At 39.3% G+C, this 23326-nt stretch carries 18 protein-coding genes; 9 read left to right on the plus strand and 9 right to left on the minus strand.

The window, feature by feature from the left end; genetic code table 11:
* Positions 1 to 240 precede the first annotated feature (240 nt).
* Positions 241 to 1251, minus strand: a complete 1011-nt coding sequence (locus AABS66_RS00765; protein ID WP_371007147.1) for an NAD(P)H-quinone oxidoreductase — start codon at positions 1249 to 1251, stop codon at positions 241 to 243.
* Between the two features lie 364 nt (positions 1252 to 1615).
* On the opposite strand from AABS66_RS00765, the gene AABS66_RS00770 reads away from it, so the two are divergent.
* Entirely contained in the window at positions 1616 to 2371 is a 756-nt protein-coding gene (locus tag AABS66_RS00770; RefSeq protein ID WP_068443675.1) for an FNR family transcription factor, read from the plus strand.
* Between the two features lie 125 nt (positions 2372 to 2496).
* Positions 2497 to 3444, plus strand: a complete 948-nt coding sequence (gene uspE, locus AABS66_RS00775) for a universal stress protein UspE (protein WP_206084232.1) — start codon at positions 2497 to 2499, stop codon at positions 3442 to 3444.
* 58 nt (positions 3445 to 3502) lie between these two features.
* On the opposite strand, the gene AABS66_RS00780 is transcribed toward uspE, so the two are convergent.
* The gene (locus AABS66_RS00780; RefSeq protein WP_206084231.1) at positions 3503 to 4126 is read right to left on the minus strand and encodes a TetR/AcrR family transcriptional regulator; all 624 of its coding nucleotides are present in this window, start codon (positions 4124 to 4126) and stop codon (positions 3503 to 3505) included.
* A gap of 168 nt (positions 4127 to 4294) precedes the next feature.
* On the opposite strand from AABS66_RS00780, the gene AABS66_RS00785 reads away from it, so the two are divergent.
* Complete coding sequence (locus tag AABS66_RS00785; RefSeq protein ID WP_206084230.1) at positions 4295 to 5494, plus strand: MFS transporter; 1200 nt, start codon at positions 4295 to 4297, stop codon at positions 5492 to 5494.
* A 63-nt stretch (positions 5495 to 5557) separates the two neighbouring features.
* On the opposite strand, the gene pntB is transcribed toward AABS66_RS00785, so the two are convergent.
* Complete coding sequence (gene pntB / locus AABS66_RS00790; RefSeq protein ID WP_225819499.1) at positions 5558 to 6946, minus strand: Re/Si-specific NAD(P)(+) transhydrogenase subunit beta; 1389 nt, start codon at positions 6944 to 6946, stop codon at positions 5558 to 5560.
* A gap of 13 nt (positions 6947 to 6959) precedes the next feature.
* Positions 6960 to 8489, minus strand: a complete 1530-nt coding sequence (gene pntA / locus AABS66_RS00795) for a Re/Si-specific NAD(P)(+) transhydrogenase subunit alpha (RefSeq protein ID WP_430224436.1) — start codon at positions 8487 to 8489, stop codon at positions 6960 to 6962.
* 384 nt (positions 8490 to 8873) lie between these two features.
* Between pntA and ydgH the strand changes: the two genes are divergently transcribed.
* Together ydgH and AABS66_RS00805 are read left to right on the plus strand one after the other, a co-directional pair.
* Positions 8874 to 9824 carry a DUF1471 family protein YdgH gene (gene ydgH / locus AABS66_RS00800; protein ID WP_206084228.1) on the plus strand — a complete coding sequence of 317 codons (951 nt, stop codon included), beginning with the start codon at positions 8874 to 8876 and terminating at the stop codon, positions 9822 to 9824.
* A gap of 311 nt (positions 9825 to 10135) precedes the next feature.
* Positions 10136 to 11527 carry an amino acid permease gene (locus AABS66_RS00805; protein ID WP_272573639.1) on the plus strand — a complete coding sequence of 464 codons (1392 nt, stop codon included), beginning with the start codon at positions 10136 to 10138 and terminating at the stop codon, positions 11525 to 11527.
* Between the two features lie 280 nt (positions 11528 to 11807).
* On the opposite strand, the gene hrpA is transcribed toward AABS66_RS00805, so the two are convergent.
* Positions 11808 to 15692, minus strand: coding sequence for an ATP-dependent RNA helicase HrpA (hrpA, locus tag AABS66_RS00810; protein WP_430224565.1), 3885 nt, complete (start codon positions 15690 to 15692; stop codon positions 11808 to 11810).
* A 229-nt stretch (positions 15693 to 15921) separates the two neighbouring features.
* On the opposite strand from hrpA, the gene AABS66_RS00815 reads away from it, so the two are divergent.
* Positions 15922 to 16521 (plus strand): FMN-dependent NADH-azoreductase, encoded by a 600-nt coding sequence (locus AABS66_RS00815; protein WP_206084226.1) that lies wholly within the window; start codon positions 15922 to 15924, stop codon positions 16519 to 16521.
* 72 nt (positions 16522 to 16593) lie between these two features.
* Here the strand turns inward: AABS66_RS00815 and AABS66_RS00820 are convergent, their stop codons facing one another.
* Genes AABS66_RS00820 through AABS66_RS00830 form a run of 3 tightly spaced genes read right to left on the minus strand, consistent with a single transcriptional unit; the run spans position 16594 to position 19743 of the window.
* Positions 16594 to 16923, minus strand: a complete 330-nt coding sequence (locus tag AABS66_RS00820; protein ID WP_206084225.1) for a YdbL family protein — start codon at positions 16921 to 16923, stop codon at positions 16594 to 16596.
* A complete protein-coding gene (locus AABS66_RS00825; RefSeq protein ID WP_206084422.1) occupies positions 16920 to 17093 on the minus strand; it encodes a YnbE family lipoprotein in 174 nt (57 codons plus the stop codon). Before AABS66_RS00825 ends, AABS66_RS00820 begins: the two co-directional genes overlap by 4 nt.
* A gap of 49 nt (positions 17094 to 17142) precedes the next feature.
* Positions 17143 to 19743: a YdbH family protein gene (locus AABS66_RS00830; RefSeq protein WP_430224437.1), complete on the minus strand. Its 2601-nt coding sequence runs from the start codon at positions 19741 to 19743 to the stop codon at positions 17143 to 17145.
* Positions 19744 to 19975: 232 nt separating this feature from the next.
* Here AABS66_RS00830 and AABS66_RS00835 point away from each other — a divergent pair, with 232 nt between their 5' ends.
* On the plus strand, positions 19976 to 20974 hold the full coding sequence (locus AABS66_RS00835) for a 2-hydroxyacid dehydrogenase (RefSeq protein WP_206084223.1): 999 nt from the start codon (positions 19976 to 19978) through the stop codon (positions 20972 to 20974).
* Positions 20975 to 20989: 15 nt separating this feature from the next.
* Positions 20990 to 21427: an META domain-containing protein gene (locus tag AABS66_RS00840; protein WP_272538460.1), complete on the plus strand. Its 438-nt coding sequence runs from the start codon at positions 20990 to 20992 to the stop codon at positions 21425 to 21427.
* A gap of 82 nt (positions 21428 to 21509) precedes the next feature.
* Here the strand turns inward: AABS66_RS00840 and grxB are convergent, their stop codons facing one another.
* Complete coding sequence (grxB, locus tag AABS66_RS00845) at positions 21510 to 22148, minus strand: glutaredoxin 2 (RefSeq protein WP_206084221.1); 639 nt, start codon at positions 22146 to 22148, stop codon at positions 21510 to 21512.
* Positions 22149 to 22327: 179 nt separating this feature from the next.
* Between grxB and AABS66_RS00850 the strand changes: the two genes are divergently transcribed.
* Positions 22328 to 22927, plus strand: coding sequence for a DJ-1/PfpI family protein (locus tag AABS66_RS00850; RefSeq protein ID WP_206084220.1), 600 nt, complete (start codon positions 22328 to 22330; stop codon positions 22925 to 22927).
* Positions 22928 to 23326 lie beyond the last annotated feature (399 nt).

A 23326-nucleotide genomic window follows, 5' to 3' on the forward strand; every position in this document is an offset into this window, starting at 1 on the left:
AACCGTTAATGGCCAACTTACTTATAGATATAATTCATTTTTATTTAATTATTAACAAACTAATCAGGATTTTGTTTGGAATTGTGGGCAGGCACAAAAAATCAAAATTTATTTAGCTGTAAAGAGATATTTACGCTGAAAAAGCTTGATAATGTAAATTATTTGTTATAAAGAAAGTGAACTCCAACGACTTTCTATTCGCAGATAGAAAGCCGTCAGCCTTATAATGAAAATGCACAACTAGCTATTTTTTAAAACTATTTTTCCAATCAGGTCACCCGACTCCATATATTGATGAGCCTCTTTTATTTGTGATAACAGATACAATTTGTTAATAATTGGTTTTATTTTACCATTTTGCAACATTGGCAAAATATGTTCTTTTAGTTCTGTCGCTATCTGTATTTTTTCATCAATAGAGCGTGAACGCATGGTTGAACCTGTGTGAGTTAACCGTTTAACCATAAGAGGCATCATATTAAGTCGTTCTGGATTTCCCTTCATCATGCCAATTTGAATTATTCGCCCACCTTTTGCAGCAACTAAATAGTTTTTTTCCACATAATCGCCACCAATAATATCAACTACCATATTAACACCACGTGATAACGTGAAATTCTGCGTGGCTTCGACAAAATCATCAGTTCGATAGTTAATAATGCAATCTGCCCCTAATATTTTTGCAGCATTCGCTTTTTCTTCCGAACCGACGGTGGTGATCACTGTTGCCCCCATTGCTTTTGCTATCATAATGGCCACACTACCAATACCCGATGTTCCCCCGTGGATGAGCACCGTTTCATTTTTTTTAAGTTGGCCAATCTGGCACATATTTGCCCAAACAGTAAAAAAGTTTTCAGGAATAGCGGCACCTTCAATAAATGACAAATTGCCTAGCGGTAATGCAATATCCTTATGTACTAAGCAATATTCTGCATAACCTCCACCTGCTACTAATGCACAAAGTGTGTCACCTAATTGCCAATTATCAACATCGTCTGCTTTTGCAACAACTGTACCTGCTATTTCTAACCCCATAATTGGAGATGCATCGGCAGGAGGTGGGTAAGAACCCTTTCGCTGAAAAATATCGGGGCGATTAACCCCTGCGGCTTCAACCTTAACAAGTAAATATCCTGCAGAAATTCTGGGTAGCGGTTTTTCAATTAATTGCAACTTTTCAGGGCCACCTGGTTCAATAATATTCACAACCGTCATTGTAGTGGGTAAAGGCTGTTGAACATGTGTCATCATGGTCTCCTTTTAGAGGTTAATTTGAAAAATTGATATTTTTAAATTTATTTTTGTGTTAAATTAATGCTAATTAGTTTAATGAATCGTGCTTTAAAATTGCATTTTTAAGTATTAATTCTAATAATGACGTAAGTCAGCTTTTTATTGTTTAGGTGCTAATATTTAATCTATATCAAACATAATATTTAATAATCTGCGTTAATTTAGCATTAATGTCTAAATTAACTAATTTGATGGCCCCTACTTGTCTGGCTATTTTGTCTAATTAGTCAATTCTGTCCTATATTACTACTTACCAGCCGCCTTATCTTATGTTAAAATTGACTCATATCAATAATTTTAACTTGATTGAGCATTTAATATGATCCCAGAAAAAAGAGTTGTTCGTCGCATCCAGTCTGGTGGTTGTGCAATTCATTGTCAGGACTGCAGTATTAGTCAACTTTGCATTCCTTTTACTCTGAATGAACATGAACTGGATCAACTTGATAATATCATTGAGCGTAAAAAACCGATTCAAAAAGGCCAAGCATTATTTAAGGCTGGGGATGAATTACGTTCTTTATATGCCATCCGCTCAGGCACAATAAAAAGCTACACCATAACTGAAGAAGGTGATGAGCAAATCACAGGTTTCCATTTAGCAGGCGACCTCGTCGGTTTTGATGCTATTATTCATACACAGCACCCAAGTTTTGCACAAGCACTTGAAACATCTATGGTTTGTGAAATTCCATTTGAAACGTTAGACGATTTATCAGGCAAAATGCCGAATCTACGTCAACAAATAATGCGCTTAATGAGTGGTGAGATTAAAGGCGATCAAGAAATGATCCTTTTATTATCCAAGAAAAATGCGGAAGAGCGTTTAGCTGCATTTATTCTTAATCTCTCTCATCGTTTTGCTGAACGTGGTTTTTCACCAAGAGAATTCAGATTAACCATGACTCGTGGTGATATCGGTAATTACCTCGGTTTAACCGTCGAAACAATTAGTCGCCTATTAGGCCGCTTCCAAAAAAGTGGCATGCTTAGCGTAAAAGGCAAATATATCACTATCGAAGATATGACTAAATTGACTGATATTGCAGGTAAAGTTTCAGCAATTACTTGCTAGCTTCCCCAAACGGATCACATTAATAGTGATCCGTTTTCGTTTTTTTCCCCAGATTTCTTGCCTATTTAACGCCAATATCTTAGTTTATCTATGTGGAAATATCCGTGTATCGAGAGGACTTCAATATGGCAAACTATAAAAACCTGCTAGTTGCAATTGACCCAAATCAGGATGATCAACCTGCATTAAGACGAGCTGTCTACATCGTGCAGCGTAATGGTGGACGGATAAAAGCGTTTTTACCCATCTATGACTTGTCTTATGACATGACAACGCTGCTCTCTCCTGAAGAACGTAACGCTATGCGTAAAGGTGTCATCAGCCAAAAAGCGGCGTGGATTAAACAGCAAGCCCACTTCTACCTCGAAGCGGGTATTGATATCGAAATAAAAGTGATCTGGCATAACAAGCCTTATGAGGCCATTATTCAAGAGGTCATCAGCGGTGAACACGACTTGTTATTAAAAATGGCTCATCAGACCGATAACTTTGAATCCATTATCTTCACACCTCTAGATTGGCATTTACTCAGAAAATGCCCATCTCCCGTTTGGATGGTAAAAGATAAAGTTTGGCCTGATCACGGGTCGGTGGTGGTTGCGGTTAACTTATCTAATGAAGAATCCTACCATGACGACTTAAATATTAAGTTAGTGGAAAAAACGCGTGATTTAGCGACACGAATTATTAAGGAACAAGAAATTCATCTTGTCAGCGCCTACCCTGTCGCCCCGATGAATATTGCAATTGAGCTGCCTGATTTTGACCCTAGCCTTTATAATAATGCGCTACGTGGTCAGCACCTAATTGCCATGAAAGAATTAAGACAAAAATTCAGTATCGATGAGAAATACACGCATGTTCGCGAAGGATTACCAGAGAAAATCATTCCAGAAATGTGTGAGGAATTACAAGCGGGTGTCGTTGTACTGGGCATTTTAGGCCGTACTGGCCTATCCGCAGCGTTCTTAGGAAATACCGCTGAACACGTTATTGATAAACTAAAATGTGACTTATTAGCAATAAAACCTGATGGTTTTGTGTGCCCTATTAATGCCGCTGATGATGACTAAACCATTACCTTAAGTATTTAACCCCCATACTTTTGGGGGTTTTCTATTAAGAGCATTATTATTGTTGCTGTAAATTTGTATTGAGTATTGGCCAGGCTTGCATCGCATTAAAAATAACTTGGTTTAATCTTTCAAGCTCGATGCCATCACAAGCTTGAATGGTAAAGCCATCAATCACCGTAATATAAAAATCTACAATGGCGCTAATAGGGGCATCAGGCGCAACATCACCATCTTCAATGCCTTTTTTCATACGCTGCAACAAAATTTCTTGATAGCTTTTGCGCTTTTCTTGCACACTCAATTGCACATCTTCAATTTGCTTAGAACCATTCATGGTCGCAGTAATTAACATACAACCCGCGGGCTTACCTGGTTGAATAAGCTTCTTTGCGCTCTCATACATCAACAATTCAATCGCCACTTTCGCTGTTTTCGCTTGCTTCACGATAGACAAAATGGGGCACGCTTCATTAGTTAAATAATATTCAATGCATTGATTAAACAATGATGCTTTATCACCAAAAGCACAATAAAGGCTGGGCGCAGTGATGCCTAGTGCTTGGGTTAAATCACTAATCGATGTCGCCACATAACCATTTTGCCAGAACAATAACATGGCTTTTTCTAATGCGTCTTGCTGGTCAAACCCTTTAGGTCGCCCACGTTTTATCTGATTCATATTCTCACTTCACCAGTCATCGATACAGTGTACCATAAACATTTTATAACGATCACTATAAAAACAATTGACAGCATCTAAATTAGCATAAAGAATAGCGCAATAATTCTATAGCGGTCACTATAAAATTATACATTTACACTTTATTCAATTTTCCATGGAAAGCACATGACAACAATTAATCTTTCTTCGCACAATGGTAACTGGCTTTCACTCTTATCTGCAACTTTTGCCTGCTTCATTATTGTGACTGGTGAATTTTTAGCCATTAGTGTGCTAAATGACATCGCTCACGATTTTCAAATTTCAACAGGAACAGCGGGCCTTACAGTCACCGTAACGTCAATTGCAGGGATGGTTTCCGCACTATTCGTCCCAATTTATGCAAAAAATATTGATAGACGCCAAGTATTACTCTTTTTAGTTGCACTGATGATATTCGCCAATGCAATTACTGCGTTTGCATCCAGTTTTGGGTTAGTTCTACTAGGCCGATTTGCACTAGGAATCGCATTAGGTGGTTTCTGGGGGGTTGCTGCTGGCCTTGTGATCCGTTTGGCTCCTAAAAATATGGCGATTACCACTTCTGTAACTATCTTCTTTTCTGCGGTGACATTAGTGACCGTCATTGGAGTTCCTTTAGGGGCGTTGTTATCTGACAACTACGGTTGGAGAATGCCATACATCGCGCTAGTTATTGCGGGTATTGCAGCGCTATTGATGCAATATTTTTCGTTACCTTCATTGAAGCCTTCTTCATCCATGCAGTGGAATGAATTATTACTCATGCCATCACACCCTATTGCACGTAAAGGGTTGATCATATTCACGTTGATTTTCTTAGCGCATTTTTCGGCTTATAACTATTTTACCGTATTTTTCAAACAAACCGCGGGATTTGCTGAAGGGCAAATCTCTGCATTATTGCTATTTTTTGGCCTTGCCAGTGTCGTAGGCAACATTTTAGCGGGTTACGTGGGGAAATATAACGTTCGCTATAATTTTGCCATCAGCGCATTACTGTTAGCTTTAGCATTTTTAGCATTATCTGCCTTAGATTTTAATTGGGCAACGAGCGTAATATTCGTATTTTCATGGGGTGTAGCGGCGGGTATGGTTCCTGCCACGATTAATATGTGGATGCATGTCCATGTGCCTGAGCTAACAGAAAAAGGTTCCGCCTTAATTACTTTTATGTTTTTAATTTTAATTACGATCGGTAGTTTAGTTGGGGGCTATGTGATGGATCACTTCAATGGTGGCGTTCTCATGGCCAGTATGTTAACGATTGCGACGCTTGCTTTCTTATTGGTCTTTACCTTTGCACGCGGTTTAACCAATTGCGCTCGCTTTTGCACCAATAAATGATTAAAAAATGGGGTTACTGGCATAGGCCAATAACCCCACAATATTTATTTAATTATTCAGTGATTACAACGCACGTAAGATAGCATCAACGCTGTCTTTCGCATCACCAAACAACATTTGCGTATTTTCTTTAAAGAATAATGGATTCTGCACACCTGCATATCCCGTATTCATAGAACGTTTAAATACAATCACATTATTCGCTTTCCAAACTTCCAAAACTGGCATTCCAGCGATTGGACTATTTGGATCCTCTTGCGCCGCAGGGTTAACCGTATCATTCGCCCCAATAACTAATACCGTATCAGTGTCAGAGAAATCATCATTAATTTCATCCATTTCTAATACAATATCATAAGGGACTTTTGCTTCAGCCAATAACACGTTCATATGGCCTGGTAAACGCCCAGCAACTGGGTGAATACCAAAACGGACATTGATACCGCGTTCGCGCAGTTTGGTTGTAATATCTGCTACAGGATACTGTGCTTGAGCTACTGCCATACCGTAGCCTGGTGTGATGATCACTGAAGTTGAGTTTTTCAACATTTCAGCGACTTCTTCGGCGGTACTTTCACGGTACTCACCCATTTCTTCTTCAGTACCTGTTGAAGAGCCATCTGTACCAAAGCCCCCCGCTATCACACTGAAAAATGAACGGTTCATCGCCTTACACATAATGTAAGACAGGATAGCACCCGATGAGCCCACTAATGCCCCTGTCACAATCAGCAAGTCATTACTTAACATGAAGCCTGCCGCTGCCGCTGCCCAACCTGAATAGGAGTTCAGCATTGAAACGACTACTGGCATGTCTGCACCACCAATAGAGGCCACTAAGTGCCAACCAAAGGCTAATGCAATCACCGTCATGATTAACATTAAGAACACTTGCAAGCCAACGCTTTGCGTCTTAACGAAAATCACTAATAAAATAAATGAAACCACCAGCGCAGCTAAGTTGAGTTTATGACGGTTTGGCAACATCATTGGTTTAGATGACATTTTGCCTGATAACTTACCGTAAGCCACCACTGAACCCGTAAAGGTCACCGCACCAATGAAGATACCGAGGAAAACTTCAGTTAAATGAATATTTTCCATCACAGCATCAGCATGGCCTTCACTTGCGATAAAGCTGTTAAAACCAACGAGCACTGCCGCTAAACCGACGAAGCTATGCAAAATAGCAACCAGCTCTGGCATTTCGGTCATTTCAACTTTTTTTGCTAAACGGATACCAATAACGGCCCCAATAACCATCGCAATGATCATCCAGCCTACATTGGCACTGTGTGGCCCCAAAATGGTCGCGATAAGTGCAATCGCCATACCAATCACGCCATAAGTATTCCCTCGTTGAGAACTTTCATGGCGTGATAGCCCCGCTAGACTAAAAATAAATAGGATAGCAGCAACAATGTACGCCGCTGTCACAATTCCACTCGACAACATAAGTTACCCCTTACCCTTTACGAAACATTTTTAACATACGCTGAGTTACAGTGAACCCACCGAAAATATTGATACTTGCGATCAATATGGCAATAAAGGATAAGAAGCTTACCCAGCCGCCACTGCCAATTTGCAGTAACGCACCAACAACAATGATCCCTGAAATTGCATTGGTCACTGACATCAGTGGTGTATGCAACGCATGTGTCACGTTCCACACCACGTAATAACCTACGACACACGCAAGCGCGAATACGGTAAAGTGTGATAAAAATTCTTTTGGTGCAGAATTTGCAAACCAACCAAAAAGAATAATCGCTAACGCCATCAAACCATATTTCAGCGTTGGCGACATTTTCTTCTCAGGTGCTTTAACTTTCTCCACTGCTTTCGGTTTCGCCTGCGGCTGTGCAGATACCTGAATTGGTGGTGCAGGCCACGTAATTTCACCTTGTTTGATGACAGTCACACCGCGAATAACCAGATCGTCGAAATCAATATTAATTTCGCCGTCTTTCTCTTTACACAACAATTTCATCAGGTTAACAAGATTAGTACCGTATAACTGTGAAGATTGTGTTGGTAAGCGACTTGGTAAATCGGTATAGCCAATAATTTTGACGCCGTTGTCAGTAACAACCAGCTTATCCGCTTGTGTTAATTCACAGTTGCCACCAGTTTGAGCAGCTAAATCCACGATAACACTGCCTGGCTTCATCGACTCGACCATTTCTTTGGTGATCAATTTTGGTGCTGGTTTACCTGGAATCAATGCGGTGGTCACAATGATATCAACATCTTTTGCTTGAGCAGCAAACAGTTTCATCTCCGCCTTAATAAAGGCTTCAGACATGACTTTTGCATAACCGTCGCCGCTACCCGCTTCTTCCTTGAAATCGAGTTCAAGGAATTCAGCGCCCATGCTTTGAACTTGCTCTTTCACTTCTGGACGAGTGTCGAATGCACGCACTATTGCACCAAGACTACCCGCAGCACCAATGGCCGCAAGCCCTGCAACCCCTGCACCGATGATCATGACTTTCGCTGGCGGTACTTTACCTGCGGCAGTAATTTGCCCTGTAAAGAAACGACCAAATTCATGAGCCGCTTCTACAATGGCACGATACCCTGCGATATTGGCCATTGAACTTAATGCATCTAATGATTGGGCACGAGATATACGAGGTACAGCATCCATTGCCATCACGTTGATATTACGTGCTTTTAAAGCATCCATTAGCTCAGCATTCTGTGCTGGCCAGATGAAACTCACCAGTGTCACCCCTTCTTTTAACAACGGGATTTCATCTTCAAATGGTGCGTTGACTTTAAAAACAATATCCGCGGCAAAAGCGGTGTCACGATCGACAATCTCAGCCCCAGCTTGCTCATAGGCGGTATCATCAAAACTCGCTAAATGACCAGCGTTGTGTTCTACACAAACAGAAAAGCCCAACTTAAGAAGTTGAGTGACTGTTGACGGTGTAGCAGCAACACGCGCTTCATTGGCAAGTCGTTCACTTGGTATACCAATACGCATAATGTTCCCTTTTTAAAGCCTAATGTAATGTTGTTTATAGGTGTTTGCTAAAATAATGACCATTAGCACAGAGAAAAGTCTTATTTTGTGCATAAACAGATTTTAAATGTCCTAATAACCTACTGAAAATATGCTTCTTGATCCATAATTGATCGCGATTCTTAGACAGTAAATGGAATTCACAGTGAAAATCTTAGTTTTAGGTCAATAAAATACTGGATACTTTAAAAAATCTGGTAAATTTGACTAGTCAATAATTATTTATTTCTTATAAAAAGAAAATCATGAGACAACAGGTTCAGTTACGTGTAATAATCACGTACATGTGATACAACTAAGATTCAGCACGTTTATAATAAATTGCGCAAGGCGGAAGGATTTTGTATGAAGCTGAAAACTACGGTCATCGCAGCCGCGGTGCTATCATTAACTAGTATAACTGCTACTCAGGCGGCTGTTGAGTTGACGCCAAAACAGGCTACTGAATTAAAACCTTATGAGCGTATAACAGTCACCGGGCGCTTTAATGCTATCTATGAAGCATCCGATGCCGTCTCCCGTAGGGCTGATAAAATGGGGGCGTATGCCTTTTACATTCAAAGCCTTGACGATATAGGCGATAGCGGCAACATGCGTGTTGTTGCTGATGTCTATGCCAAAGATGCACCAAGTGTCGATGAACCAAAACGCCGAGTATTCGGTGGTGTTGAAGAAATGTCGAAAACCGATGCAGCACAGTACGAACCATTCGATACTGTCACTGTAAGTGGTTTTTACCCTTCTCAACCCGATTTATATGAAGCCATCGCGAAACAAGCTCTCAAAAAGAATGCGGCTTCATTTTATGTCGTTCGTAATATCGCAATGAATGATGGTGGTAATACATTAGCAACAGCTTATATCTATAAGAAAGACGCGCCAAAACGCCAAGTTCTTAATGAGGAAGCTGTTGTTCCAGCCGATTCAGATGCAGGGCGAGCTCTGTTAGCTGAAGGTGGAGAAGCTGCGAAAAAAGTGCGTATCCCAGGGGTTGCTTCATCAGAAGAACCAACAACTGCTGTTGGTCGTTTCTTTGAAACATCAAGTAGCCAACCAGGGCGTACTAGCGTAACGTTACCAAGTGGTTATGTAATTGAAGAAGTTAATAAAACAGCTGCTGCGCAGATGGTTCCATTTGACTCAATTACATTCTCTGGTTACTACACCAATACTCCTGAAGTACGTTATCAAATTGCGAAACGTGCTGAAGCTAAAGGTGCTAAATATTTCCATATTACAAGAGAATGGCAATCTAATGGCGGAAGCGTAACCATTAGCGCCGACCTATTTAAATAATAAATAGTGTACTCTTCTAAAAACCAGCCTAAATCACTAGGCTGGTTTTTTTTCGCCCATAATTACAGCTCAGCCCCTCTCTTTATCTCATTTCTTACCGTGCTTTTTCAGAATTAACGAAAAAGTGAATAAATCACCTGATAAAATGCATATTTTCCCATTGCATATCGGCCATTTCATTCGTAGAATCCACCACTCAAATTATGGCAGTCAATCTCTCTAGATTATTGTACGCTGTTAGTTAAACTCATTACTGTAATGGCGTTTTAACGTCATTTTAACTTTTGATTGTTGAACATTCAGGATTTACTTTGAAAAATACATTAAGCCTTACTGCATTAACCGCCCTTGTTCTTAGCTCAATGGTTGGTGCGGGTGTATTTAGTCTTCCTCAGAATATGGCTGAAGTGGCGAGCCCACTGGCATTAATCATTGGTTGGTCTATTACAGGCGTTGGTATCTTATTTCTCGCATTTGCCCTTTTATTACTATCGCGCATTCGTCCTGATCTTGATGGTGGCATTTTTACCTATGCAAAAGTCGGCTTTGGTGAACTTGTTGGGTTCTGTTCCGCGTGGGGATATTGGCTTTGTGCCGTTGTGGCCAATGTCTCTTACTTGGTTATCGTTTTTGCTGCGATCAGCTTTTTCACCGACACCCCTGATAACATCATTTTTGGTGATGGGAATACATGGCAGGCATTGATTGGTGAATCTATCTTGCTGTGGTTTGTTCATTATTTAGTCCTACGAGGCGTACAAACCGCTGCAGGTATTAATAAATTAGCCACCATGGCAAAACTCGTTCCCCTCGGGCTATTTATCGTTTTAGCATTTTTTGCGTTTAAACTCGACATTTTTAGTGCCGATTTTAGTGGGATTGAGCTAAAAATGCCTGTTTGGGAACAAGTTAAAGACACCATGTTAATTACCCTTTGGGTGTTTATTGGTATCGAAGGCGCTGTTGTGGTTTCCGCTCGAGCGAGAAACCGCCGTGATGTTGGTTTAGCAACGATATTCGCCGTTAGCTCTGCACTCATCATTTATATACTTGTTACATTATTATCACTCGGTATAATGCCTCGCGCTGAACTGGCAGAGATTAAAAACCCATCAATGGCCACTTTAATGGTTAATTTGATTGGTTCAAGTGGCGATATCATTATCGCTGCAGGTCTCATCATTTCAGTTTGTGGCGCTTACCTTAGCTGGACTATTATGGCTGCTGAGGTACCTTATATTGCAGCACAATATCAATCTTTCCCTAAAGTCTTCAATCGGCTAAATAAAAATGATGCCCCTTCTTCATCTTTATGGCTAACGAATGGCGCGGTACAGCTTTCTTTGGTCTTAATTTGGCTCAGTGGCAGTAATTACAATACATTACTGACAATTGCCTCAGAAATGATTTTAGTACCGTATTTTCTAGTCGGTGCATTCTTAATGAAAGTCGCATTTGAAAGGCACAGCAAAGCATTATTAATGGTTGGGTTCGTTGCAAGTGTTTACGGCCTATGGTTATTATATGCCTCTGGGTTAATCAATCTTATGCTATCCGTTGTGTTATATGCTCCAGGAATCTTGGTGTTTTTCTATGCACGTCAACAACAGTCTTGTAAGGCTCCATTAAAAGCCATTGAAACCACTATGGCGTTCGCTATCATGGGTGCATCCCTTCCTGCCCTTTATTACTTAGTGGCTTGATGGCTATCAAGGAGGGTCTCTGCCCTCCTTTCCTTCATTCAATACAACTCCCCGTATTATATCGAGTTTTCTATTCGCTCAGCCTATCCTTACTTTATTATGCACTGTTTCCTATTTTACGATTAGTGACCTAAAACTGTTGTACTTACGCAATTGTATATAAATTTTATCAAAAAATAGTATGTTGTAACTAAAATATCAGTAATATGCGATTAGACATAAAAAACCGCTTTAGACTATAAGCCCAAAGCGGTTTTATTCATCCAAGTTAAAAAATACGTTAGAGTTTTTGTGACAAACTTTCCATCGTTTGAATGATACGTTTGTCTGAAATTGGATATGGCGTTCCTAATTGTTGAGCAAATAGGCTTATACGTAATTCTTCAATCATCCAGCGAATTTCCTGCACCTCTGGTATATTTTTTTGAATAGGTGAAAGTTTCGTTAGCCATTGTTGCCACATATTTTGCACATGCTCAATTTTGCTCATTTGTGCGCGATCACGATTCGGGTCAATAGCCAGTTTTTCAAGGCGACGTTCAATGCCATTTAAATAACGTAGCACATCAGGTAAACGCTTCCAGCCATGTGCGGTCACAAACCCTTTAAAGACTAGGTTCCCCATTTGCGCTTTTAAATCAGAAAGTGCTAGTGCCATAGAAAAATCTACCCGCCCTTTCAAACGTTTATTAATGGCAAACACCGCGCTTAGAATTTGTTCAACTTGCTTCGCAATATTGACCACAACGTCATTGAGTTCTGCACGAGCAAACTCTTTAAGCTTCTCAAATTGCGCTTCATCCCATACAGCACCACCAAAGTTGGAGATCAGTTGATCAACCCCACAAGCAATACAATCGTCAATAAGGTCTAATACCTTACCATAAGGGTTAAAATACAAACCTAATTTAGATTTATTGGGTAATTTTTCATGGAGATATTTAATTGGAGAAGGAATATTAAGCAATAATAATCGACGAACACCACTCCACATGGCTTGTTGCTGCTCAAATTCCGTTTCAAACACCCGAATACCGACACTGTTTTTTTCATCAACCAACGCTGGGTAGGCTTTCACTGAATAACCGCCCCTCTTTTGCTCATAGCGTTGTGGTAGTTCGCCAAAACTCCAGATATGTAATCCTGACTGCTCAATACCATCATCAACAACTTCAGAAAGCGTTTCTTGTACTTTTTCTTTTAAACTGCTTTTTAGAACATCAAGGTCTTGCCCCTCTGCGATGGTTTTATTTTTTTCACCAATCACGCGGTAAGTCATTTTTAAGTGCGCAGGAAGTTGGTCAAGCTGCCAAGCATCACGATCAACCGTAACGCCAGTCATCCGTCGTAGCTCTTTTTCTAGCTTATCTAATACATTTCCTTCTGGCTCTGCTACTCGCTCAAGAAACGCTGATGCATAATTAGGAGCAGGAACAAAATTTCGTCTGATAGGCTTAGGCAATGATTTGATTAATGCGACAATCAGTTCGTGACGCAATCCTGGCACCTGCCAGTCAAACCCACTATTTTGCACCTGATTTAAAATTGCTAACGGAATATATACCGTCACGCCATCCGCATCTGTTCCAGGTTCAAACTGATAACTTAAGCGGAATTTTAAATCACCTTGATGCCAATAATTGGGGTAATCAAGCGCGGAGACATTGCCTGCATCTTCCTTGATTAACATGCTCTTTTCAAAATTCAGCAAATCAGCTTGCTGTTTTGACGCTGTTTTCCACCAATTATCAAAATGACGAGATGAAATCACATCGTTTGGAATACGTTGGTCATAAAAGGCAAATAGGGTTTCATCATCAACAAGGATGTCGCGGCGGCGAGATTTATGTTCTAAATCTTCAACTTCTGACAGCAATTTCAGGTTTTCTTTAAAGAACGCATGACGTGTTAACCAATCCCCTTCAACCAAGGCATGACGGATAAACAATTCACGACAAAGCAGCGGGTCAATATTGCCATAATTCACTTGCCGTGATGCCACAATTGGCAAACCATATAATGTCACTTTTTCAGATGCCATCACTGCGCCTTCTGATTTTGACCAATGTGGTTCACTATAGTTATGCTTAGTCAGGTGCACCGCTAGAGGCTCAACCCACTCAACATCAATAGCGGCGGCAATACGCCCCCATAATTTTGATGTTTCAACCAACTCTGCAACCATGGCCCACTTAGGCGGTTTTTTGAACAAACCAGAGCCTGGGAAAATAGTAAAGCGCGCATTCCTTGCTCCAGTAAACTCATGTTTATCTGCATCTTTTTGCCCAATATGAGAAAGCAGGCCCGATAATAATGAAACATGGATCCCTCGAAAATCCGCTTCAACACTATTAATTGCAAAGCCTTGCTCTTTCACTACTTGACGTAACTGGGTATAAAGATCTTGCCATTCACGAATGCGTAAATAATTTAGAAAATCTTGGCGGCACATTTTGCGAAATTGCGCATTCGAAAGCTGGGTTTGTTGCTCTTTGAGGTAATCCCAAAGGTTTAAAAACGCCATAAAATCCGATTGCTTATCATGGAAGCGACGGTGTTTTTCATCAGAAGCTTGCTGCTTATCTAATGGGCGTTCTCTTGGGTCTTGAATCGATAGCGCCGATACAATAACCATCGTCTCACGTACTGCACCGTGTTTTCGCGCCTCAATCACCATCCGCGCCAATCGAGGATCAACGGGCAATTGCGCGAGTTGTCGGCCTATATCCGTAAGTTGATAGCCTTTATCCACTTGTTTATGCGGTTTAATACCACCGAGCTCTTCGAGTAACTTCACACCATCTTGAATATTGCGCTTATCTGGTGCTTCAACAAATGGAAATGCAGCAATATCCCCTAGCCCAATAGAGGTCATTTGCAAAATAACGGAAGCTAAATTAGTTCTTAGAATTTCAGGATCGGTAAATTCAGGGCGAGAAAGAAAGTCTTCCTCTGAATATAATCGAATACAAATACCATCGGAAACCCGTCCACAACGCCCTTTACGCTGGTTGGCTGATGCTTGTGAAATGGCTTCAACGGGTAAGCGTTGGACTTTAGTTCGATAGCTATAACGGCTAATTCGAGCATAACCCGTATCAATAACATACTTGATACCTGGAACTGTGAGTGATGTTTCCGCAACGTTAGTCGCTAAAATTATGCGTCTGCCACCATGAGGATGAAAAATTCGGTTCTGCTCGCTATTAGATAACCTTGCAAATAAAGGTAAAATTTCCGTATGACGCAATGACAATTTGGATAGTGCATCTGCGGTATCACGAATTTCCCGCTCTCCACTCATAAAAATTAAAATGTCGCCATTACCTTCAACAGATAATTCATTTACTGCATCAATGATCCCATCAATCTGGTCACGTTCGTTATCGTTATCATCCCCAATTATAGGGCGATAACGCACCTCAACCGGATAAGTACGCCCTGAAACCTCGACAATTGGAGCATGGTTAAAGTGTTTAGAAAAACGTTCAGGATCAATGGTTGCGGAAGTAATGATAACTTTTAAATCAGGCCGCTTTGGTAATAATTGGCGTAAATAGCCTAGAATAAAATCAATATTTAAACTTCTTTCATGGGCCTCATCAATGATGATGGTATCGTATTGCAGGAGCAATTTATCATTTTGTAATTCCGCCAGCAAAATACCGTCTGTCATTAATTTGACCTGAGTTGTTTCACTCACTTGGTCACTAAAACGTACCTTATAACCCACATTAGTACCAAGCTCGCACTCTAATTCATGAGCAAGACGGGTCGCAACCGAACGGGCCGCCAACCGTCTTGGTTGAGTATGACCAATAAAACCTTGGAGACCGCGGCCAAGCTCGAGGCAAATTTTCGGGATCTGTGTTGTTTTCCCTGATCCTGTTTCACCTGCAATAATCACCACTTGGTGCTTCTTAATTGCATCCAAGATAACGTCTTTCTTTTGACTAACAGGAAGATTATCTGGATAGACAATTTTAGGTGGGTTCAGTTTTTTTATCGCAACTTTTTGTTTTGCTAATTCAATATCTGCTTTAATCACATCGAGTACCGCATTACGTGATTTTTCATCACGGATTTTTGCAATACCTTGAATTCTTTTTTTCAGTAACCACTGATCACGCAGTGAAGTTTGTCCTATTTCAGCATTTAATGCCATCAGTATGGATTTCACGCTTTAAACCCTTATTTTTAATCAAGTACAATGCACGACGGCCTTTTACTTCGTCGTATAGCAGCAATATTTCGTTTTATTTTTTAGTTCTTGTTATTACATAAATAATACCATCAGTTTTTTTGAAGAAGGTAGTCTAATTTTCTTTCTATCAATCAGTTAGCTATCACGTATGATTATACGTAAAGCAACATCAATAAATTTAAGGACCATAATGAGTAACGTATTACTATTAAAATCAAGTATTCTGGCAGACAATTCTCAAAGCAATAAAATAGCCGATTACTTTATTCAACAATGGCAAGAAAAGAACCCTGAGGACACTGTGACTGTTCGAGATCTCGTCAATGAGCCAATCCCTGCCATTGATGGTGAAATTTTAGCAGCTTTTGGCCCTAGTGACACGAAAACAGAGCAACAACAAGCACATTTAGACCTGTCTAATTCCTTAATTGAAGAAATAAAAGCACATGATGTCATTGTTATTGCTGCGCCAATGTATAATTTTACGATCCCCTCACACTTAAAGCATTACTTTGATTTTATTGCGAGATCAGGCCATACATTTAAATATACCGAACAAGGCTCTGTCGGTTTACTGGAAAATAAACGGGCATTTGTCTTAACCAGCCGTGGTGGAATATATAAAGATACCCCAGCAGATACCATGGTGCCTTATATGACTTTATTTTTAAATTTTCTGGGTATTAAAGATATTGAATTTGTTTTTGCCGAAGGCACAGCTTTAGGTAATGGTTCAGTCGAAAAAGCCCACCAGCAAGCTCAACAACACATTAATGGCCTTATTGTCTAAATCAATCATCAAAACAACCTAAACTACCTTTGTTATTTTGTTATACTTTGCGCACTTTCTGAGTGCGCATTTTTATTTTTTCTTTAGCCATTGACCATTAATACCTCGCACATATTCCCCAGCGTTCGCCCTTTCGACTAGTTTTTGCCCTGCTATTCGAGCGACTTCATTGGTTTTAAGGTTATTTTTGGACGCAATTTCGCTGTACTTTTTTTCCCGTTCACGATTAATTTGTTCTGCTAATTTAACGGCTTCAACATTCTCAGTTTTTACTACCGCTAAGTAGCCTGATAGCGTTTCACCCAAAACCCCTTTTTCTTTTGCTTCATCCACCGTAAGTGAAAATGCTGAAAATACACTTAATAGTGAACACAGAGTTAATACTTTTATTATTCGGCTCATTTATCGCTGACCTCCCCGAATAAGTCGCTGTTTTCTTTGAGTAACTCTTCAACTTGTCTGTCAGCTTTTATCTGTATTTCGTGCTCTATTTTCACATTCATATTAATATTAATTGGCTTATCTGGTGTCGCAACTTCTACTCGCAAACATGCCACTAAGAAAAAAGCCATAATAATCACTGTACTTACTTTTAATGTACTCACGTTATTCCTTAAACCTTCATAGGTTCTTTTCAAGCCATTCTTCTAAAGAGCTACCAAATCGTAAACTACGCCACAGCTGAAAAATATTTTCTTCATGTTGGTAGTTTAAATGCACCTCCCGTTTTTTCTTTTCTTGAGCGTTAAAGCCTTCAAGGATTGTTTTCATCGTTAGCTGCCCTAGATTAGTGATATTCACATCGGTACGGCTACGTTTTATTTCTAAATACTGTAACCAGCCAATGGCAGACCCCGCAGAAATATTATCTTTTTGAATAGATTCTACAAACTGTGTATCTAACCGTAAGGTTAAAGGACCATTGTTTTCTACCCATCCTTGCTTGACTATCCACTCAGGATTATTCAAATAAAACGGAAGTTCACCATTTACTTTGCCTGAAACGGCAAATTGAGATACTTTTAGTATGGTAAATAATTGACTCAGTTCAATTTGATGTAATCGTATCGTCGATGCATCCGTTTGCGGCCAACGTAATAAGTCCATAGAGACATCACCGCCCAACATTTTAAACCCAACATTTGTGAGTTTCAGTGGTGCTGAATCTGTTGGCGGATAAGTTCCAACTAAGTCGGCTTTAATATCCGTCAGTTCAAAAAGGTTGTTGAGCTTTTTAATTCGCAATTCTACGGGAGATTTTTCCCCAAAAGTCCATGTGCTTTGCTTTAAACGCCATGGTAATACAAAATTTAAGCCAGATAACTCACCATCTTTTAACCAAAGACTTGTATTTTCCACACGCCAATGTCCACCAGCAATAAACCCATCCTCTGGGGTAATTGAAAATGCCGCTTGTGAGAATAACTTACCTTGCTTAAGTTCGAGTCCAAGATCGGCAGGTATTAATGTTTGAAATGCGGTGACAGACTGTTCTGGCCAGCGTGCCTCCCCTCTTAAACGCTCACCATCCCAACGCCCAAAAATAACAATGGGCCCCACATCTTGCGTGCTTAAATCACCTTTTAATTGAAATTCAGCAGGTGACTTTCCTTTAATATCCGCGTTCACTGTTATTTTTGGTAAATAACTTTCGACACCAAACTGCATTCGATTACTGGTTAATTGTAATGCACCATTAAAGCTAGCTTTTGTCCCATCTCTTTGCCACTGCAATGGCTTTGTGAGTTTTAAGCGTGGGGCACTCATCGATAACAAACCATATTTAATTTGATCGAAGCCTGTTGTCAGATTATTTAAGGTAATTAATGAGTCTTGCCAACTACCATTGCCCTTAATATCCCAACGTGCTGCTAATGAAGGTAATTTGGCATTTCCCCAGTAATTCCAAAACCACTTACCATTATCAAGGGTAAATTTATTGGCTTTACCATCAAGGTGAATATCAAAGTCCCCCCAATATTGCTCTTGCACTTTTAATATTGCCTGTAGCCTTCCCGATATTCCTTCTTCGCTTAAAGATGTTCCAGCCAAAGGTAAACGGATCTCTTTTAACATGATCGTTGGCGATGCTCGCCCATAAGCTCTTAATAATGAGCCTGATAGTAAAGAGATTTTAGGTGAGGTTAATTGTCCTGAAATTTTCGCAGGCAGATTAATATCAAGAACCATATCATCATATTTAACTTGCCCATTTAGCTTAAAATCAACATCCGTATTTAATAAATCAAGATGCGTTTCTGGTAGCGTTAATACAATATTCCCCTTACCTTTCTTCGCCTGCGTCAACATATTCAAACGCCCAGAAAAAATCATATCGCCTAATGGTTTTTCCCAATTTTCAATTTGAAAGCTGACACCACCTTCTATGGGTATCCCTGCCTCTTCCCATTGCCATTTTCCTTGTGAAACGGTAACTATTGATGGTGATAATGCCCATGGAAGATTCAGTACCGTTTTTTGCATATCCGTGTCAGTGACAATTAACACTCCATTTTCATCTAGCCATGCTAATTTTGCTTGTAAATGTTTTTCAGGGCTTAATAATTTAAAATTGGCCTCCAACATTCCTTTTTGTGGAAGTTGGCTTGCAATGAGTGGTAATTGAACATCACCTGTTAATGTTATTGTTTGCTGTTGTTCTGGTAAAAATGCCGAGAACTCACTGATCACCAACTGTTTATCTTTAGTAATCAGCGAGGATAATCTTAAATTATCTCCTCTAAAATCAAACTGCAAAGGGATGTTTTTATCTGAACGGCGTAACCAAATACTCCCCTGGTAGTCATCCCATGGTTGGATATTGATATTATTTATGACCATAGAAAAAAGAGGAATTTTGTCAATCAGCTCAGCAATATTTAGCGGTTCTCCAGATGCCATTTCATCCGATTCAAGTGCGCTAATACACTCTGTAGAAACGTTAACATTATCTATATTTAAATGAAGTGGGAAAAAAGAAAGACGAGCATTTTGCAAATCAACAAGTTTGCAATTCTTTGCTGTTAAACTGAGCTCAGCGATCTGTAATTGCCCCTGAGACATTCTTGGATCTAAAAATGATAATTGAAGTGGCTTTGGTAAGTAATGAGAAGCAACAACAGGAAGCCAGCGTGCGACTGTTATCCATAATATAGCTAAGAGAACAGCACTTCCTCCGAAAAACCAGAGTAAAATTTTGCCTGCTCTTTTAAATACCTGCATCAACTTCGTCCTTGTGAGATTAGCTCAGTACCATGATTGTTGAATTTTAATTCAATCTTTACATTAACTCGTTGTCTAAAAAGCATAAACCATATTCATATGTAAACAGATACCTATTTTCTTAATTTCTAGGTGATTTACAAACTTAATTGTCTTATTCTGAGTTTATCTTTTGTAGGTACACTATTTTATCTACTATTTTTATTGGTTCCTAAAAATTGGAGTCTCTTCGATGAAAATTGTTTCTTATAGTACCAAACAGTATGATCGCAAGCACATGGAGCAAGTTAATCAAGGCTCAGAATTTAATTTTAGTATTGAATACTTTGATTTTCCATTAACTGTTCAAACCGCCAAAAATGCTGTGGGGGCTGACGCAGTGTGTATTTTTGTTAATGATGAAGCCAATCGTGCTGTTTTAGAAGAGCTTGCAGCTTTAAATATTCACATTTTAGCTTTACGCTGCGCTGGGTTTAATAATGTTGATCTTGAAGCTGCAAAAGAGCTTGGAATTCACGTTGTTCGTGTTCCAGCTTATTCGCCAGAAGCGGTTGCAGAACATGCGGTTGGAATGATGCTGTGCCTAAACCGCCGGATCCACCGTGCTTACCAACGAACCCGTGATGCGAACTTTTCGCTTGAGGGTTTAACTGGCTTTAACATGCATAATCGTACCGCAGGGATCATCGGAACGGGCAAAATTGGGCAAGCGACTTTACGTATTTTAAAAGGTTTTGGCATGCGCTTACTTGCACACGATCCCTACCCTAACCAAGCAGTTTTAGACTTAGGTGCAGAGTATGTTGATTTAGATACTTTATATAAACAATCAGACGTTATCTCTCTTCATTGCCCTTTAACACCTGAAAACCATCATTTACTCGATGAAAGCGCTTTCAGTAAGATGAAAAAAGGGGTCATGATCATCAACACAAGTCGAGGAGCCTTAGTTGACTCTGTCGCCGCAATTAATGCATTGAAATCACAAAAAATCGGTTCACTTGGCATGGATGTCTATGAAAATGAACGTGATTTGTTTTTTGAAGATAAATCTAATGATGTGATTCAAGATGACGTTTTCCGCCGCCTTTCATCTTGTCACAATGTATTATTTACAGGCCATCAAGCATTTTTAACTGAAGAGGCTTTAACCAGTATTAGTCAAACAACTCTTAGCAATATTGATCAGGTTAGCCATGGCAAAGCCTGCCCGAATATTGTTAATGCTTAATTGGACGTTGGATTGATGAAACGTTTAATTCCACTGACCTTATTGGGTTTATTATTAGCGGCTTGCCAAACACATCAAGTCGATGCGAAGAACGACGATAAATCGATTCGAGATGCTTTAGTTCACCATCGCTATGTTTTAACTGAAGTTGACGGTAAACCCATTAAAGCAAAACAAACTGTTCCTTACATCGCTTTTGGAGAAAAGATGTTTGTTTCTGCCTCAATGTGTAATGATTTTAATGGATTAGGCTATATTAATAACGCTAATATCACCGTTAAAAACCTGGCCAAGACGGAACTTGAATGTGTTGATGAAGATTTGTCTAAATGGGATACCATGTTAAAACGCATGCTTATAGAAGGTGCGACTATTAATTTAAAAAATAATCAACTCGTCTTAATTCAAGGACATTACAAATTAGTGTATTCCTTGCGTGATTACGTCAATTAGTCTCATATTCTAAATACAAAACCGTACTCATTAATGTGATTTCAAATGGGTACGGCTTTTATAGACCTATATCTATTCAAAACTACTTAGCCTTATCGAACAACAAGTCCACTTTCGTGATATGTGACATTTTATCCATATAATTACGGATATTGCTACTGAAGGCTAAGCCAGCAACAATACTTAGGCTACGTAACGTAGGAAAGATATAAAAATCGTTTATATCAATAGTCTCGCCGCGGTTTTCTAGCCAGACATCTAATAATGACATTTGAGGTGCGAGTTCGACGAGTAAAGTATGTGTTTCTTTTCGAAATTCAGCCAAGTCACCATAGGATTTTGACGTTCTCTCTTTATATGCAGCTCTAGCTTCATTTGTGCTTATTTCTGGGAAATCCGTTTCGACAAAACGGGGAGTCACTAATTTAGAGACGACACCAGATACGGCTTTAGACCAAGTTTCAATTTGTGGTGATAAAACCCCCGTAGCGTATTTTTTTTCACTTAGCTGGTCAATATAATGCACAATGTCTAGGCTTTCTGGTAAATAGCTCCCGTCATCTTTTTCTAAGATCGGTAGCATTTTTTTACCGATCATTCGGATGGGTGTCTCATGATCGTTATCCAACAGAACGATTTGCTCTACTGCAATATTTTTTAAGCCCAAAATCATTCTTGCTCTAACGCAAAATGGGCAGTGGTCATAGATATACAGTTTCATTTTTCACCTCACGGATAGTGATAAGCGCCAGTAGAACCTTAGTAATAGTATATGTTAGTGCACATATTTTGGGATTAATTTTTGTTTTTAGACACTTTAGTGTTTGGTGCACAAAATCCCAATCTAAAAAATAGCATTATGGCAGAATACCTATTTTGAAAATAAGAAATCAATCCCCTATGCCTATAAACAATATTGCTATTATCCTGTTTGATCGATTTGAAACCCTTGATGTGATGGGGCCTGTTGAAGTATTTGGTCGGCTCGACCATTGCCAAATTGATTTTATTTCACCAACAGGAATGCCAATGACAAGCTCTCAAGGTGTAACTGTTAATACGCACATGATTTCAACTCCATCCTATCGGCACATATTGATCCCTGGAGGGCAAGGCTCCCGCCCTCTTTCTATGGATGAAGATTATATCCAGTGGGTAAAAACACAGTTTGAATTTGCAGATACTGCCATTTCGGTTTGTACAGGTTCTGCCATACTGGCAAAAACCTCACTGTTAAATGGAGTAAAAGCAACAACGAACAAACTTGCTTATGAATGGGTAACCAGTCTAAATCATCTTGTTAAATGGCAACCGCTTGCACGTTGGGTTCATGATGGTAAGTTTTATACATCTTCTGGTATCAGTGCAGGTATTGATATGTCTCTACAAATCGTCAGTGATTTTTATGGTGTTGAAATAGCTAAAAGCATTGCATTAAGAATGGAATATATATGGAATCAAGATCCGAGTAACGACCCTTTTGCAAAAAACATCATATAAGATGTTTTTTAGTTTTTATACTCTACCTTATCGAACATTTATTACATTATGTTATTTATCAATGAGTATAATCAATATTTAATTATCTAGATTAGATATTAAGGATCAGAATATTAACAATGAATTATCCATACATTAACTCATTTAAAAAATTGAATACTTAATTTTAATAAAACCTTAATACATTGATTTTAATCAATGATTTAAAATTCACGCTGAATTAGATTGTTGAAATAATATTATAATGATAACTTGATAACACCAGTGCCATTAATTTTATTGGTTATATTAACAATTAAAAGTGAACTTTTTCTTTTAATATCGTAAATATCCCACACTAAAAACAATGACTTTAATTATTTTATTATAAACAGAGATTTTTATCATAATTATGAGCAT

It is taken from the genome of Providencia sp. SP181 (genome assembly GCF_050446505.1).
Lineage (GTDB): Bacteria > Pseudomonadota > Gammaproteobacteria > Enterobacterales > Enterobacteriaceae > Providencia > Providencia vermicola.